The sequence below is a fragment of the Pedobacter paludis genome (genome assembly GCF_003173575.1).
Taxonomy (GTDB): Bacteria; Bacteroidota; Bacteroidia; order Sphingobacteriales; family Sphingobacteriaceae; genus Pedobacter; species Pedobacter paludis.
In genome coordinates this window covers 342029-356240 of sequence record NZ_QGNY01000003.1, presented here as the reverse complement: position 1 = coordinate 356240, position 14212 = coordinate 342029, and the positions used below count along the sequence as shown (strand labels likewise).

Sequence of the window (14212 nt, the reverse complement as noted above, 5' to 3'; positions counted from 1 at the left end):
GATTAAAGTGTTAAAATTAAGTTAAAGGCAAAATTGATGATCGAAAAATTAATTTTTCCTTAATTCCATCGATAAAATTGGATAGGGTTTGCCCACAGCATCATGTTCATAACGGTCGGTAACCTGAAAGCCTAAATGTTTGTAAAATCCAAAAGCCTGTTTGTTCTGTTCATTTACATCAACCTTGGTTATGTTTTTGTTTTTTATCGCAAAGCTGATCAACTGTTTGCCTACACCCTTTCCTCTAAAGTTTGGATGAATAAAAAGCATTTGTAGAAAATCTTCGGATAAACCCATGAAGCCAATAATTTCATTGTCGTGCTTAAGGCAAAACAATTCAACCTGATCTAAATATGTATTGAAGATCAGTTTTTTGTACGATTGAATATCAGCTTCTGATAAAAAATGGTGCGTAGCCCGAACAGAAGATTCCCATAAGGAAATTAATGCTGGATAATCTGATAAATTGGGTACATAAAGCTTAAAGTTCTCCATTGGTATGCAAAGCTAACCAGAATACTTGGTTACGTGTTTAATTTTAGCCTTATTTAAAGCAAGCTCTCTGGGGCATAACAAAAGCAAAACAGACTTTTCGCCGATGGTGGCTGTTAAAACTACTGGAAGTTTTGGTGCGAAAATTACAGCCCCAGGTAGTGATATTGGTGCTTATCAAACGGATGGTTCTGGAAATCAACATTAAATTTTACCTCTTGTTATAAAATACTAAGCCTGCCTGTAAGCAGGCTTTTTTTATTGGATTACCTAATTAATTATTACCTCAAAATTTGCGCTGAAATTGGCATTGTAAACCTTAAATGTAATCTGCCATTCTTCCTTAACCAAACCTTTAATATAGTTCCTAAAAATTTTTTCGAAACGTTCAAAGGCAATATCCGTTTTGGTTACCAATAAATAAACTTCATCGCTTTGTACAATTACTTCTTCTATCCAACCCGGCCAATGCTTTTTAAATTCTGTAGGCAAGCGCCTATAAAGCTGGCTATCGATAAATTTTCCAATGGATAAAATTGTAGCCTGATCTATTAAGCTTTCGGAAAGCGATTTCCATTCGCCTTCTATTTCATCAATGGTGCAGATAATTTCGTCATCATCCAAAATCAAAAAAGGTTCATTGCTTTGATTTTGCACCAAAACATAATTTGTAAATGCATAAGGTTCGTTTTGCTTTTCTAGCAGATAATTAAGTTTAATCATTAAATTGGATTTAAAGATGGTGCAATAATTCGGCGAAAGGTCAAATTTATTCGGGCATGCATTGGCAATGTAGATTTTGCAATTCGATGGTCCCATTTGGTTTGCAAATCGCCTTTCATTAATAGGAGCGAGCCATGTTCTAGCCTAACGGAATACTTTTGTTTATGATCGGTTTTAAGTCGAATATCAAAGCTCCGCACCTGACCAAAAGAAACCGAAGCAATAATTGTGTGCGAACCCATTACGGTTTCATTATCGCTATGCCAAGCAACTGAATCTCGTCCATCACGGTAATAATTTAGTAAAACACTATTAAAGGAAATGCCAGCCAATGGTTCGACTTTTTCTTTTAAAGCCAATAATTCTTTTGTCCATGCCAAAGGCTGGGTTTTTCCAACTGATGTATAATCTATCTGATCTGCATCGCCATACCAGGCTGTTAAGCGAGGGGTAATTACTTCCTTATCGTACATTTTTACCGTACGCTGTTGCCAAGGAGTATTCGCAATTAATTTTTCAAATATTAAATCACTTTCGCACTTCGGAATAAATCCTGCCTGATAATCTAAAACCGATTTTGGCAAACCGCTCGATTGCCCAGAAAATGCAAAAAAGCTTAACTGTTCCATTCTTCTCCAGCATAATATAAACCGACCAACAAATTTATGCTAAAATTTTTAGTATTTCAAATGTTGAGAGTTTTTTTTTACACTCATAATTGTAGGTAAGAAAGCCAAAATCTCTTGTGGAGAATTTTTTTAGACTATTAATTTTAAACCTAAATATTAGGTTTAAACGTGTTGTGGCGAACCAAAAACAGAATTGGGTTACCTAAATCAATTAGTTGTATTAATAGAAAAACAGCATTATAAATTTGCTTAAATTCTAATGGCCATTAGATAATATTTAAAAATGATTACACACTTAGAACCACTAAATCATGAAAAGGAATATTATTGCTATAGCCATAATTATAGGATTATTTGGCTGTAAAGGAGAAAACAAATATGCTACTGCCGATACAGTAAGTACTGCCGAGTTGCAAAAGGAAACCGCCGACACTACAGTAGCTGATAAAATTATAAAAACTGCAGATATGCGGTTTAGAGTAAAAGATGTTCAGAATACCAAAGAACAGCTTAGCAAAACCATTAAAGGGCAGGGTGGAACCGTTTCCGAATTCTCCATCCAAAGTTCCATCCAAGAAACCGATAAGGTTAAACAATCTACAGATTCATTAAAAGAAATAACTTCGTACAGAACAGAAGGCTATTTGGTAGCCAAAGTTCCATCAGAAAAGCTGGATGATTTTACAAACACGATTGCAAAAATGTCGGTATTTGTTGACAATCAATCCATGAAAATGGATGATCAGAGTATCGCTTATCTGGCCAACAAACTAAAAGCTGTAAACAGGGTTGATGCCATTAACAAAATTAACAAAGTAGCATCTAAAAAAGGCGCAAATGTAGAAACCTCCTTATACCTTAAGGATGATTACGTAGATAAGAAAATCGAAAATATGCAGATTGATAGTCGTGTAAAATTCAGCACGATTACGCTAAATTTCTATCAAGACAATACCGTTAAAACCATGATTGTTGCCAATGATAATCTTTACGATTATCGTCCCCCGTTTGTTAACAGACTTTGGCTTGCCTTTGTAAACGGCTGGACACTTTTTAAAGAAATTATTATCGCCATTTCCAATTTATGGATGCTGATGGTATTGGGAATCGGAATATTCTTTATTGTTAGATATTACAATAGAAAGAACAAGTTGGCAATAATCGAAGCGGCCAAAAATTTCGTTGACCCAGCCAATAAATAAAACCAATTAACATAATATTATAAGAAATGGAAATGCTGATGTTTGTATTGGTTCTGATTTTATTTTTTGCACCTTACCTTGTAGTACCAATAGCACTGGGGTATCGCAATATTAACCGTAGCAAAATGAACGTAGGATTTCCATTTCTAACCACTGCATTAATACTTTTTATTTGGCCTTTTGCTTTTTTTTGGTTTAGTGAAATTACAGCTCCATATGATAAGCCGAGAAACTGTTATACTGGGGAGGCCGGCTTTATAGTTCTTAACGTAGTTTTTCTTATCCCTATAAGCCTATTAATCCAATTTATTGGTATCAAGGTTTTAAAACATAATAACGTTCGTATTACTTCTTAACCTTTACTGCCAATCCTTTAACCTTGGTTTTATTATCGCTTACAAAAGATTCCCAACCAGAATAGGTTTTGGATTTACCTCCAGTGGAAATTTTCTGAAAAGAGTGACACATCGCAACAGCCAATCCATCAGTAGCATCTAAAAATTCTGGTGTTTCCTTAAAATTCAGTAATCTTTGCAACATGGATGCAACCTGTTCTTTGGTGGCATTGCCATTGCCTGTAATGGATTGTTTAATTTTTCTAGGAGAATACTCTGTTACTGAAATATTTCTAGATAGTGCGGCCGCAATTGCAATCCCCTGAGCCCTTCCTAACTTTAAGAGTACCTGAATGTTTTTACCATAAAAAGGAGCTTCAATGGCAAGCACATCGGGTTTGTATTGATCAATAAGCACTACAGTTTTTTCGAAAATTCTTTGAAGCTTTAAAAACGGATCATCCAAATGGGTCATTTTTACAACGCCTAAACTGATCAATTCTGTTTTATTTCCCTTCTCTAAAATTACGCCATAACCCATCACCGCCGTACCCGGATCGATGCCCATAATTACGCGTTCTTTTTTTTCGTTCAACATTACAGCAATATTAAGCATATTTGCAAACTAAAAGGAAAATCTTGACAGCTAAGCACAAAAAAATATTATCAATCTTAATAAAAGCTGCAATAATAGTTTTTGCCTTTTGGTTTATCTACCATAAAATTGTAGCCAATAAAAATCTTCAAAATTTCGAGAGTCTATTAAAAGATATTCAATGGCCAGAAATTGTAGGCGTTATTGGATTTGTTTTTTTATTGATGCTGGTAAACTGGTTTTTGGAGGCTGCCAAGTGGAAAAGATTGATGAGCCATATCGAAAGTATCAGCTTTTGGCGGGCAATAGAATCTGTTTTCTGCGGCTTAACTTTAGCCATTTTTACTCCAAACCGATTGGGCGAATATGGAGGAAGGGTTTTCTTTTTATCACCCAAAAGGAGAATTGTTGGTATTGTAGCTATGACGGTTGGCAACATTGGCCAGCTGGTTTTAACCAATGTTTTTGGGGCAATTGCGGCTTGTTTCTTTATCTATAGATTTATTCCGATAGATCATTTAATGTTTACAGCTGTCGTGGTTTTGGCTTCGGCTTTTTGTCTGTTTTTTATCGTTTTCTACTTCAACATTCAATGGCTTAATGGCATTTTGTTATCCTTCAAATTCACAAGGAAATACAAGAAATTTTATAATATTTTAGGCCGATATAGAAAAGGCGAACTTTTTAAAATTATCCTTTTCTGTTTGGCGAGATACATGGTATTTAGCTCGCAATATTTTATATTATTTGTGTGGCTCGTACCCGGATTGCATTATGCAGATATTGTGATGATGACCTGTTTGCTGTTTTTAATCCAATCGGCTTTGCCCTCGTTAGATCTTTTTGATGTTGGCGTAAGAAGTGTTACCGCTGTAGAATTATTTAAGCATGTAACCGATCAGCATGTGGCAGTTATTGCATGTACCGCAAGTATTTGGCTTATAAATATTATTATTCCTGCTATATTAGGCACTTATTTCGTTTTTAAACTCAATTTTTTTGGAACTCCTAAAACTCATTAGTCTATTATCTGCTGCATTAACCTTAATTTATGGTTTTTTGGTCTTAAGTTTTATTAGAGGCTGGCATAAATTAATTTACTTTAACCCAAAAAATTTAGGTCCAAAAACGAAGGTTTCGATTATTGTTGCCGCTCGAGATGAAGAAGATAATATTACCAAAACCATCGAAGATTTAATTGCGCAGAAATATCCGAAAGTATTAACGGAGATTATCATAATCGACGATCATTCTACCGATCGAACAGCAGATATTGTGCTTGGTTATTCAGATCGAAATGTTAAGTTAATTAAACTTAACGAAGATAGAGCACTTAATTCCTATAAGAAAAAAGCGATTCAAACTGCTATTGGAACCTGTACTGGAGACTTAATTATTACCACTGATGCAGATTGCAGAATGGGTCAAAACTGGCTTTCTACAGTTGTAAGTTTATATGAAGAAAAAGATTATAAAATGATTTCTTCTCCAGTTGCCTACTTTCAGGAGAAAAGCTTTTTCGAAAGATTACAGTCGTTAGAATTTCTATATCTGATTGGTTTAGGTGCGTCTACCATTGGTAACAAGCAACCATCAACCTGTAATGGAGCCAATCTTGCATACGAGAAAAAAACCTTTTACGAAGTTGGGGGCTTTCAGGGCATTGACGATTTAGCTTCTGGAGATGATGAATTGTTATTGCATAAAATTGCCGCTAAATATCCAGATCGAATCGGTTTCCTTAAAAATAGAGAAGCAATTGTATATACGCACGCAAAGGAAAATCTGAGTGCTTTTATCCAGCAAAGAAAAAGATGGGCCTCAAAGAGTACGCGTTATAAAAATAAGGCAATTATAGTTTTGGGGGTTTTAATCTGGATCTTTAATTTAAGCATTCTCGGAAATTTTATAGCAGGCTTGTTTTTTCCTGGGTTTTTAACCGTCACATTTTATCAGTTATTGGTTAAAATGATTTTAGAAACCCTATTTTTATGGGATGTAACAGGTTTCGCAAAGCGCCGAAGCTTACTTATTTTAATCCCTGTTTTAAATGTATTACATGTTCTTTACATGGTTTATATCGGCATTGCTGGAAACAGTGGGAAGTACAATTGGAAAGGCAGAATGGTTAGATAATGGATAATAGCCCATCTAAAAAAGTTTGGTTAAAGTTTAAGCGGAACAAATTCGCTTTTGGTGGCCTGATTTTTATTTTATTATTAATGTTGATGGGGATTTTGGGCTATTTAATTATGCCCGATGATTCGCCGAGCGCAAACGTTCAGAGAGTTCAAATTGCCAAATTGAAACCTGGCACTCAGTTCAGGTTTCTTATCATAGAGCGCTACGATCATATTAAAAAAGTCGGTTTTTTTGAGCGAATGTTAAACGGGCAAAAGCCAAACTTTAAAAGCATTCCGATTACATCTTATAGAATTGAAAATAATCATGTCTTTGTAACGGAATATATTGGTGAGGATGAAAAAGCCGAAGAACGCAAATACGAATTAAAAGATCTCTGCCAAAGTTGTGTATTGCCTTCTAAAATCGGAACGCCACAGGCCATTTTCGAAGAACAAAATATCTATACTCAAACTTTTCTTTTAGGCACCGATATTTATGGAAGGGACTTATTGAGCCGTTTAATTTTAGGTATCAGGGTTTCCCTATCCGTTGGATTAATGGCTGTTCTAATTTCTCTATTTATCGGGGTTACCTTAGGCGCAGTTGCAGGTTATTTCGGAGGACGGATAGATGCTGCAATCAGCTGGTTTATGAATGTAGTCTGGTCTTTGCCCTCGTTACTTTTAGTTATTGCAATATCTTTCGCACTTGGAAAGGGATTTTGGCAAATCTTTATCGCCGTTGGATTATCTACCTGGGTTGATGTTGCAAGATTGGTGCGTGGCCAGGTAATGGCCTTAAAAGAAGTAGAATTTGTTGAGGCTGCGAGAGCATTAGGCTTCGGAACCGCCAGAACCATAATAAAACACATTTTGCCTAACATAGCAGGGCCAATTTTAGTGGTTGCTTCTTCTAATTTTGCATCAGCCATTTTGTTGGAAACCGGGTTGAGTTTTTTGGGCTTTGGTGCCCAACCCCCCATGCCAAGCTGGGGAAGTATGATTAAAGAACATTATGGCTATATTATTATGGATGCCGCTTATCTGGCTATTCTGCCAGGATTAGCCATTATGCTTACGGTTTACGCATTTAATGTTTTGGCCATTGGATTACGCGATGCTTTTGATGTAAAAGGACAGAATGTAACTGTTTAATCAGAATGATTTTTCGATTTAACGTTTATCTTTTTCTTTGATGCTTTTGCAAAGGGATTAAATTCTAGAGCTAAATCCAACCACCAATGTAATTCCCTATTTTGATTTACAACATCTTCGGAGACAAGGATATAACCTTTCATTACTGTTGTTTTCATTACCATCTGCTCCCAGCCGTCTTTATCTTCTAATGTTGGTATGGTTTCTGGATCAAGCCTAAGCATGATTTTGTCCTTCATTACACCGATGCACATTTTTCCATCCACCATAAAAACTAAGCCACCAAACATCTCTTTCTCCTCAACATTTGGTAGTTGCATTAATTTCTCGGCTATTCTGTCGGCTAATAAATGATTGTATTTCTTCATTTGGTGTAAATGTCTTCGCTCGATAATTTGGTCACACCATTTTTCAGAAAGAAACTTTTTAATAGGGTAAATTTTTCAGTACAATTTTCACCAAGATTGAGTTTTTCAACATTTGATCTGAACTTCTGGCAATCAAAACAGATCTCAATGAAGTTATTTACATGTTTATTCTCGTCATAAAAAAGAATTCCGTTGTGCGGATCGTAGCATTGGAAGTTTGTAATTAATCTGTACTTAATTTTGGTTTTGAATCCATAATTAAAAATTAGATCGGTTAACTGATCTACCTCTTTTTGGGTAAGCACTTTTTCTTCGAGCACTAAACCGCTGTCTAAAACAGCATCCTTGATAGGAATTCGACTGACCATGAATGAGGTGGTATCTCTGAAAGAAATAATGGAGACTTTTGTAGCGCCTTTAAATGGAAACATTAATCTTCTTTTATCTACTGAATAGGTATTTCGCTTTAGGCATTTCGAACTGGCTTGAATTTGAGCATCATACTCTTCCAGCGTTAGTTTATGTCTTTGGGTCTGCTGTGCATTAGCGAAATTAACTAGGTACAAAAGTGATAGCATACAAATGAACTTGAGCATCGGTTTATTAGGTTAATTGTTTAAAACTAATTTACTCAATCTATATCCGTTTAACAAAAATCTAGCGTTTATATTTAAATTTGCATCAATGTTGTTAAACTGTTATCAAGAAGAATTTTTAGAAGCTGGCTGTGATGAGGCCGGAAGAGGATGTCTTGCCGGACCGGTTTTCGCGGCTGCGGTAATTTTACCTAAGGATTTTAAATTTGAAGGTTTAAACGATTCAAAACAGTTAACCCATCAACAGCGTGATGAATTGCGCCCTATTATCGAACGAGAAGCATTGGCATGGGCAGTTGCCTCCTGCGATCATGAAGAAATCGATCGAATCAATATTTTAAATGCATCATTTTTAGCCATGCACCGAGCGATTGAAAAATTGCATACCCAGCCTCAGTATCTGGTAATTGATGGAAACCGATTTAAAGCCTTTCCCCAAATTCCACACAGCTGTATTATAAAAGGTGATGGGAAATATTTAAACATCGCTGCGGCATCTATTTTGGCCAAAACGCACCGCGATGAGTTTATGACCAATCTTCATATCGATTTCCCGCATTATAACTGGCAACAAAATAAAGGTTATCCAACAATTGCACACCGTAAAGCCGTTATCGAAATCGGTTTATCGCCATTCCATCGCAAAACTTTTAACGTTAGCGATCCTCAACTGGAATTGTTTTCAAAAAACGCCTAAATTTTCGTATTTTCACAACATTGTGAAGATTCTATTGATTACTAAGCGGGTTCCCTTTCCGCCAAATAGTGGTTATCCAATTGTGGTCTACAATACCATGAAAGGCCTGCTGCAACTTGGTGCAGATATTACTTTGTTTAGTCTAAACCCCATAAAAGGCAGAATAGATAGAGAAGAAATTTACGATCCGGTTTTCGACAAAATCAATTTCCACAGCTACGAACTCGATACAAGCGTTAATGTATGGTCGGCTTTTTTTAATATTTTTACCAACGAATCTTACAACGTTTCCAGATATTACAGCGAAGAAGCCGCTCGGCAGTTGGAAAACATCTTACGTGAAAATGTATTTGATATTATTCAATTTGAAGGACTTTTTGTAGTTCCTTACCTCGATGTAGTTAAAGAAAACAGCAACGCAAAGCTGATTTATCGTGCGCACAATATAGAATTTACTTTATGGGAAAGACTTTCTCATTCCGAAAGTTTTTTAATTCGCAGAAAATATCTGGCCTTTCTTGCCCAACGTTTAAAAGCTTACGAAACAGATCAGATTAACAGATTTCATCAAATATTTGCCATTAGCGAACCCGATCGGCAAAGCATTTTAAGATTTGGTTGCGAAATACCAATGTCAGTTTTCCCAGTTGCTATAGATTTTGATCGGTATAAGGTTGATAAAAGTAAAACCAGTTTCCCTACCTTGTTTCATTTAGGAGCGATGGATTGGAGGCCCAACCAAGAAGGGCTAGAATGGTTTTTGGATGATATTTGGCCTGATATTGAAAAATTAAACAAGGATTTGAGGTTTTATATTGCAGGAAAACATATGCAAAGGCATTTCTTCGAATACGATTCTGATAATTTAATTGTTGAAGGAGAAGTTTTCGACGCGATAGAATTTATGAATTCGAAAGCCATTATGATTGTTCCCTTGATTTCTGGAACGGGTATGCGGGTGAAAATAATCGAAGGTATGGCGATGAAAAAATGCATTATTGCCACTACTACTGCCGCTGAAGGCATAAACTGCAAACATGGGCATGATATTTTAATTGCAGATTCTGCGGATGAGTTTTACCGCTCTATACTGCAGTGCATCATCAACCCAAAAAAATGGATGGAGATTGGCGATAACGCTCGCAAAACCGTAGAGAATGATCACGGAATCCAATTGATTACGACTAAAATGTTGAAGATTTACGAAGGTTTGGTAAGTGCATAATCGAAAGCCTGCTCATCTTCGTAAGAAATATGGAGATAAAATAGAGGCTTTGCCCTTTAACATAATAAACCCATGCAAGCATTAAATGCGATATTTTATTTTCGAAATCTTTACAACTCCCTTCAAAATTTCCCGTAAAATTTCGCCTTTTTCTTAGTACTTTTGCCCGCAAGAAAACGAAGAATGAAAAACACCGCATTAACTGAAAAACACATCGCTTTAGGCGCTAAAATGGTTCCATTTGCAGGTTACAATATGCCTGTTACTTACGAGGGCATAAACGCAGAACATGCAACTGTTCGTAATGGAGTTGGTGTTTTTGATGTTAGCCACATGGGCGAATTTATTTTGAAGGGCGAAAATGCCTTAGATTTAATTCAACGTGTAACCAGTAATGATGCATCAAAATTATATGATGGAAAAGTTCAATACTCTTGCCTGCCAAATAAAGATGGCGGTATTGTAGATGACCTTTTGGTTTATCGCATTGATGAGAAAAGTTATATGCTGGTTGTTAATGCCTCGAATATCGAAAAAGACTGGAACTGGATTCAGCAGTTTAATGATAAAGGTGTTGAAATGCACAACATTTCTGATAAAACATCTCTTTTGGCTATCCAGGGGCCAAAAGCTGCTGATGCTTTACAGACCTTAACTGATGTTGATTTGGCATCGATGGAATACTATACTTTTGTTAAAGGTAACTTTGCTGGAGTAGATAACGTGGTAATTTCGGCTACAGGTTATACTGGTGCTGGAGGTTTTGAAATCTACTTCGATAACGAACACGCTGATAAAATCTGGGATGCAATTTTCGAAGCAGGTAAAGCGTATAACATTAAGCCGATTGGTTTAGGTGCCCGTGATACTTTACGTTTGGAAATGGGCTTCTGTTTATACGGCAACGATATAGATGATACAACTTCGCCAATTGAGGCCGGTTTAGGCTGGATTACAAAATTTACCAAACCTTTCACAAACTCTGAAGCTTTACTTGCGCAAAAAGAAGCTGGGATTCAAAAGAAATTAGTTGGTTTCGAAATGATTGATAGAGGTATTCCTCGCCATGATTATGAAATTGCTGATGCTGAAGGAAATATTATTGGTAAAGTAACCTCGGGTACTCAGGCACCATCCTTGCAAAAGGCCATTGGTATGGGTTATGTTGCTAAAGAATTTGCTAAAGAAGGCTCTGAAGTTTTCATTCTAATCCGTAATACGCCAATTAAGGCCAAAATTGTTAAGTTTCCTTTTTATAAATAGGGCTTAGGGTTTAGGGCTGAAACACCCAAAACTTTAACCTTATGCCTTCAACCTTTTTTCTTGTGTCAAAAAAAATAGAAGTTTGTTTAACACCTGCTCTAATCGATTTGTACGATATCGAGGAAAGCATTGTAGTGGTTATTGATATTTTAAGAGCAACATCATCTATAACTTATGGAATAGATAATGGTGCAGAAGCCATAATTCCAGTAGCCAATGTTGAAGATTGTTTAGCTTACGCTGATAAGGGTTTTTTACTTGCGGCAGAACGCAATGGAGAAGTTGTGGCAGGTTATGATTTTGGTAATTCTCCTTTCTCTTACACCAAAGAAAAAATTGGTGGGAAAACAGTTGTACTGACCACAACCAACGGAACAAAAGCACTACATTTAGCCCAAAAAAGAGCTTATCAAGTTGTTATTGGCTCATTTTTAAACCTCGATTCGCTTTGCGATTATTTAAAAGCCCAAAATAAAAATGTGCTTTTATTGTGCGCAGGTTGGAAAGATCAGTTTAATTTAGAAGATACATTATTTGCCGGAGCAGTGGTAGAAAATCTACGTAAAAGCTTTGAGCATTATGATGATTCTAGCGTAGCTGCCGAAGATCTGTACGCTTTAGCCAAAGCTGATTTAAGGAAATATCTACATAAATCCTCACACAGCCACAGACTTGCGCAATTGAATATAGAAGAAGATGTTGTTTTTTGCCTGCAGTTAAATATCTGTAAAACAATCCCTGTATTGGAGGGTGAAAAATTGGTAAGACTAAAACCCTAAACTTTCTAAAAGGATCTTAACAAAAAACAGGAAGGTGGATGTTTTGTCAACGATGTTTAGACTAATAAATAGTGCCTTAACGTTTGGAAGACAAAGCCTCTTTCAGGGGTTTGGGCGTAATCAGCTCCCGAATTGTAGGACTATTTTTAATTACATTTAAAGCCTCTTCGTGTGCCAGCCAATAAATATCTTCAGCACGTTTCATATCGAAGGTACTAATGGCACCCAGGCCTTTTGGCTCAATTAACACATTACAGAATTTAGCTTTACGCTCCATATCGTGGTTAATGGACATAACGCCGGCTCGGCCCATTAAATTGGTAATTCCTGTAATTTTATCAACGGGTTTTAAATGGTTGCAGGAAGATCCAATTATAAAATCGCATTCATCCATCAAAGGTTCAACGGGGAAGTTGTTTAAAATTCCACCATCAACATACATTTGTCCGTCAATCATTATGGGTTTAAAAATCCCCGGAATACAACTTGATGCGTGTATGGCTCTAATTAATGGTCCTTTAGTGAAATAGATTAATCGGCCTTCGCTGAAATTAACCGCGGCAATGGTTAGTGGTATTTTTAATTTTTCAATACTATCTTCCGGGAAATATTCCTTTAAAATTAGTGAAGTATTTTCGATGTTAATTAAACCAAGAGAACCAACTGCCGGCCGAACAAATCGCCAGAGTTTGGTTTTCAAAAATATGTTTAAACCTTCTTCTGGATCGATACCAGCGGCAAAGAAAGCGCCAGCAATTGCCCCGGCACTTGTTCCGCTTATGTGGCTAAATGTAATGCCCAAATTGCTAAATGCTTTAAGAACGCCTAAATGCGCTATCCCTCTTATTCCTCCGCCTGATAATACGATGCCAACTTTCATTTATGTAGATCTGAGATGTAGCTATTAGATTTTAGAACGGTTAATTGTTACAATTTGTTTTACCTAATCTCCTAAGGTAAGACTTATAACATCCAACTTTTAAGCTATTTCTGTTTAGGTTTATATTTCGATTGATTTAAAATTTTCTGTCCATCGTTATCAGCCATTAATTGCTGTAGCGTAACCTCTGGGTGTGTTTCCATATATTTTCTAACGATTTGCCAGCCTGTAAAAACGCCCAATTTGGGAGCAGAATTTCGGTCTTCGCCTAAGCCTGGTGTAAAAGGGCCTTCAGCCAAATAAACCTGAATTTTTTGATAATCGGTTTCGTAAAGCGAATTGTTTTCTAAGAAATATGCCCATATATCGCCTTCGTAAGTTTTTGCCCAATCGAGTTGTTTGGTTGTGTAGCCTATTTTTATAGAATCAGCTGTGTTTTCTGGTAAAACCTGATCTAAAAAGTATAAAATTTTGCCTTGAAAAATCATTTTTGATAGGAGTGTTCTGTTTTCATCGGGCTCTGCAAAAAGTTCTTCATGCGCATAAGTTTCCGCAACTCTCGGTACAATATATTCTGGCGCAAAACGTCGCGATAAATACATTGGAACGCTCTGAATAATCGCCCTGTAAAACTTACTGTCTTTGCCCAGAAACATATCCAAGCCAATGCCCAAATAATTATCACCAACTGGCATCTGATAAGAAAAGCCTGAAACGAAAGCTATAAATTTCGGAATCTTTGCTTTGGGATAATAATATTTAATGTATTTAAATGTTTCTGTTAAGCCTTCTTCCTGTTTTTTTAAATCTGGATAAACCGTATTAACTTCTTTTGTTAAATCTGTATAGGCTTGATCTTTGTAAAGCGTTTCTAAAACAGTTTGACTGTCATATTCTGGAGTACCAACCATTTTATGGATGTAATCGTCATAAAATAAGCCATAACTTTTGCTGAGAAAATCGTTGGTTTGCGTTAGGCTTTTTCCTTTCCCATTATAGAGCTGTTGATCAAACCTTTCGACCCTTATTCTGAGGTTAACATTGCTTACATCCGGTCTGTTACTTTGCTTGCACGAAATAAATACGATAGCAAAAAGAAAAAATAGATAAATTTGGCTGTGTTTTACGTTATACATCATGTACAACAAAT

The 14212-nt window shown here is 36.2% G+C and carries 18 protein-coding genes; 10 read left to right on the top strand and 8 right to left on the bottom strand.

The features are described 5' to 3' along the window. Window positions 1-48: 48 nt before the first annotated feature. Window positions 49-495, bottom strand: a complete 447-nt coding sequence (locus DF947_RS09705; protein ID WP_109929499.1) for a GNAT family N-acetyltransferase — start codon at window positions 493-495, stop codon at window positions 49-51. A 25-nt stretch (window positions 496-520) separates the two neighbouring features. Here DF947_RS09705 and DF947_RS09700 point away from each other — a divergent pair, with 25 nt between their 5' ends. Next, entirely contained in the window at window positions 521-700 is a 180-nt protein-coding gene (locus tag DF947_RS09700) for a hypothetical protein (protein WP_109929498.1), read from the top strand. 62 nt (window positions 701-762) lie between these two features. Here DF947_RS09700 and DF947_RS09695 read toward each other — a convergent pair whose 3' ends face one another. Next, complete coding sequence (locus DF947_RS09695; protein WP_109929497.1) at window positions 763-1215, bottom strand: hypothetical protein; 453 nt, start codon at window positions 1213-1215, stop codon at window positions 763-765. Continuing rightward, complete coding sequence (locus DF947_RS09690; RefSeq protein ID WP_109929496.1) at window positions 1215-1844, bottom strand: alpha-ketoglutarate-dependent dioxygenase AlkB family protein; 630 nt, start codon at window positions 1842-1844, stop codon at window positions 1215-1217. The genes DF947_RS09695 and DF947_RS09690 overlap by 1 nt, the downstream gene beginning before the upstream one ends. A gap of 311 nt (window positions 1845-2155) precedes the next feature. Here DF947_RS09690 and DF947_RS09685 point away from each other — a divergent pair, with 311 nt between their 5' ends. Then, on the top strand, window positions 2156-3046 hold the full coding sequence (locus DF947_RS09685; RefSeq protein WP_109929495.1) for a DUF4349 domain-containing protein: 891 nt from the start codon (window positions 2156-2158) through the stop codon (window positions 3044-3046). 26 nt (window positions 3047-3072) lie between these two features. Beyond that, window positions 3073-3402: a hypothetical protein gene (locus DF947_RS22215; RefSeq protein WP_109929494.1), complete on the top strand. Its 330-nt coding sequence runs from the start codon at window positions 3073-3075 to the stop codon at window positions 3400-3402. On the opposite strand, the gene ruvC is transcribed toward DF947_RS22215, so the two are convergent. Further along, on the bottom strand, window positions 3392-3979 hold the full coding sequence (gene ruvC, locus DF947_RS09675) for a crossover junction endodeoxyribonuclease RuvC (RefSeq protein ID WP_109929778.1): 588 nt from the start codon (window positions 3977-3979) through the stop codon (window positions 3392-3394). The two genes, DF947_RS22215 and ruvC, sit on opposite strands and share 11 nt — an antisense overlap. 41 nt (window positions 3980-4020) lie before the next feature. On the opposite strand from ruvC, the gene DF947_RS09670 reads away from it, so the two are divergent. From DF947_RS09670 to DF947_RS09660, 3 genes are read left to right on the top strand one after another with little or no spacing between them, the layout of a single operon-like run. Further along, window positions 4021-4998, top strand: a complete 978-nt coding sequence (locus DF947_RS09670) for a lysylphosphatidylglycerol synthase transmembrane domain-containing protein (protein WP_109929493.1) — start codon at window positions 4021-4023, stop codon at window positions 4996-4998. Continuing rightward, window positions 4976-6112, top strand: coding sequence for a glycosyltransferase family 2 protein (locus tag DF947_RS09665; protein WP_109929492.1), 1137 nt, complete (start codon window positions 4976-4978; stop codon window positions 6110-6112). The genes DF947_RS09670 and DF947_RS09665 overlap by 23 nt, the downstream gene beginning before the upstream one ends. Next, complete coding sequence (locus DF947_RS09660) at window positions 6112-7254, top strand: ABC transporter permease (protein ID WP_109929491.1); 1143 nt, start codon at window positions 6112-6114, stop codon at window positions 7252-7254. Before DF947_RS09665 ends, DF947_RS09660 begins: the two co-directional genes overlap by 1 nt. On the opposite strand, the gene DF947_RS09655 is transcribed toward DF947_RS09660, so the two are convergent. Next, the gene (locus tag DF947_RS09655; RefSeq protein WP_109929490.1) at window positions 7251-7622 is read right to left on the bottom strand and encodes a TfoX/Sxy family protein; all 372 of its coding nucleotides are present in this window, start codon (window positions 7620-7622) and stop codon (window positions 7251-7253) included. The genes DF947_RS09660 and DF947_RS09655 overlap by 4 nt on opposite strands. Continuing rightward, window positions 7619-8218 carry a hypothetical protein gene (locus DF947_RS09650; RefSeq protein WP_146202893.1) on the bottom strand — a complete coding sequence of 200 codons (600 nt, stop codon included), beginning with the start codon at window positions 8216-8218 and terminating at the stop codon, window positions 7619-7621. The genes DF947_RS09655 and DF947_RS09650 overlap by 4 nt, the downstream gene beginning before the upstream one ends. A gap of 88 nt (window positions 8219-8306) precedes the next feature. Between DF947_RS09650 and DF947_RS09645 the strand changes: the two genes are divergently transcribed. From DF947_RS09645 to DF947_RS09630, 4 genes are all read left to right on the top strand, one after another. Beyond that, window positions 8307-8915 carry a ribonuclease HII gene (locus DF947_RS09645; protein ID WP_109929488.1) on the top strand — a complete coding sequence of 203 codons (609 nt, stop codon included), beginning with the start codon at window positions 8307-8309 and terminating at the stop codon, window positions 8913-8915. 22 nt (window positions 8916-8937) lie between these two features. Continuing rightward, the gene (locus tag DF947_RS09640) at window positions 8938-10140 is read left to right on the top strand and encodes a glycosyltransferase family 4 protein (protein WP_109929487.1); all 1203 of its coding nucleotides are present in this window, start codon (window positions 8938-8940) and stop codon (window positions 10138-10140) included. Between the two features lie 183 nt (window positions 10141-10323). Next, window positions 10324-11403: a glycine cleavage system aminomethyltransferase GcvT gene (gene gcvT / locus DF947_RS09635; protein WP_109929486.1), complete on the top strand. Its 1080-nt coding sequence runs from the start codon at window positions 10324-10326 to the stop codon at window positions 11401-11403. A gap of 62 nt (window positions 11404-11465) precedes the next feature. Continuing rightward, the gene (locus DF947_RS09630) at window positions 11466-12182 is read left to right on the top strand and encodes a 2-phosphosulfolactate phosphatase (protein WP_109929777.1); all 717 of its coding nucleotides are present in this window, start codon (window positions 11466-11468) and stop codon (window positions 12180-12182) included. 76 nt (window positions 12183-12258) lie between these two features. On the opposite strand, the gene DF947_RS09625 is transcribed toward DF947_RS09630, so the two are convergent. Both DF947_RS09625 and gldB read right to left on the bottom strand, forming a co-directional pair. Next, window positions 12259-13062, bottom strand: a complete 804-nt coding sequence (locus DF947_RS09625) for a patatin-like phospholipase family protein (protein ID WP_109929485.1) — start codon at window positions 13060-13062, stop codon at window positions 12259-12261. 104 nt (window positions 13063-13166) lie between these two features. Continuing rightward, a complete protein-coding gene (gene gldB, locus DF947_RS09620) occupies window positions 13167-14201 on the bottom strand; it encodes a gliding motility lipoprotein GldB (protein ID WP_109929484.1) in 1035 nt (344 codons plus the stop codon). Between the last annotated feature and the right edge of the window lie 11 nt (window positions 14202-14212).

What these genes read in the sequence shown, in the direction of transcription:
- DF947_RS22215 (WP_109929494.1), top strand. Translation starts at nt 3,073, where the DNA reads ATGGAAATGCTGATGTTTGTATTGGTTCTGATTTTATTTTTTGCACCT.
- DF947_RS09705 (WP_109929499.1), bottom strand. Translation starts at nt 495, where the DNA reads ATGGAGAACTTTAAGCTTTATGTACCCAATTTATCAGATTATCCAGCA.
- DF947_RS09695 (WP_109929497.1), bottom strand. Translation starts at nt 1,215, where the DNA reads ATGATTAAACTTAATTATCTGCTAGAAAAGCAAAACGAACCTTATGCA.
- DF947_RS09645 (WP_109929488.1), top strand. Translation starts at nt 8,307, where the DNA reads ATGTTGTTAAACTGTTATCAAGAAGAATTTTTAGAAGCTGGCTGTGAT.
- gldB (WP_109929484.1), bottom strand. Translation starts at nt 14,201, where the DNA reads ATGATGTATAACGTAAAACACAGCCAAATTTATCTATTTTTTCTTTTT.
- DF947_RS09690 (WP_109929496.1), bottom strand. Translation starts at nt 1,844, where the DNA reads ATGGAACAGTTAAGCTTTTTTGCATTTTCTGGGCAATCGAGCGGTTTG.
- gcvT (WP_109929486.1), top strand. Translation starts at nt 10,324, where the DNA reads ATGAAAAACACCGCATTAACTGAAAAACACATCGCTTTAGGCGCTAAA.
- ruvC (WP_109929778.1), bottom strand. Translation starts at nt 3,979, where the DNA reads ATGTTGAACGAAAAAAAAGAACGCGTAATTATGGGCATCGATCCGGGT.
- DF947_RS09650 (WP_146202893.1), bottom strand. Translation starts at nt 8,218, where the DNA reads ATGCTCAAGTTCATTTGTATGCTATCACTTTTGTACCTAGTTAATTTC.
- DF947_RS09655 (WP_109929490.1), bottom strand. Translation starts at nt 7,622, where the DNA reads ATGAAGAAATACAATCATTTATTAGCCGACAGAATAGCCGAGAAATTA.
- DF947_RS09685 (WP_109929495.1), top strand. Translation starts at nt 2,156, where the DNA reads ATGAAAAGGAATATTATTGCTATAGCCATAATTATAGGATTATTTGGC.
- DF947_RS09660 (WP_109929491.1), top strand. Translation starts at nt 6,112, where the DNA reads ATGGATAATAGCCCATCTAAAAAAGTTTGGTTAAAGTTTAAGCGGAAC.
- DF947_RS09625 (WP_109929485.1), bottom strand. Translation starts at nt 13,062, where the DNA reads ATGAAAGTTGGCATCGTATTATCAGGCGGAGGAATAAGAGGGATAGCG.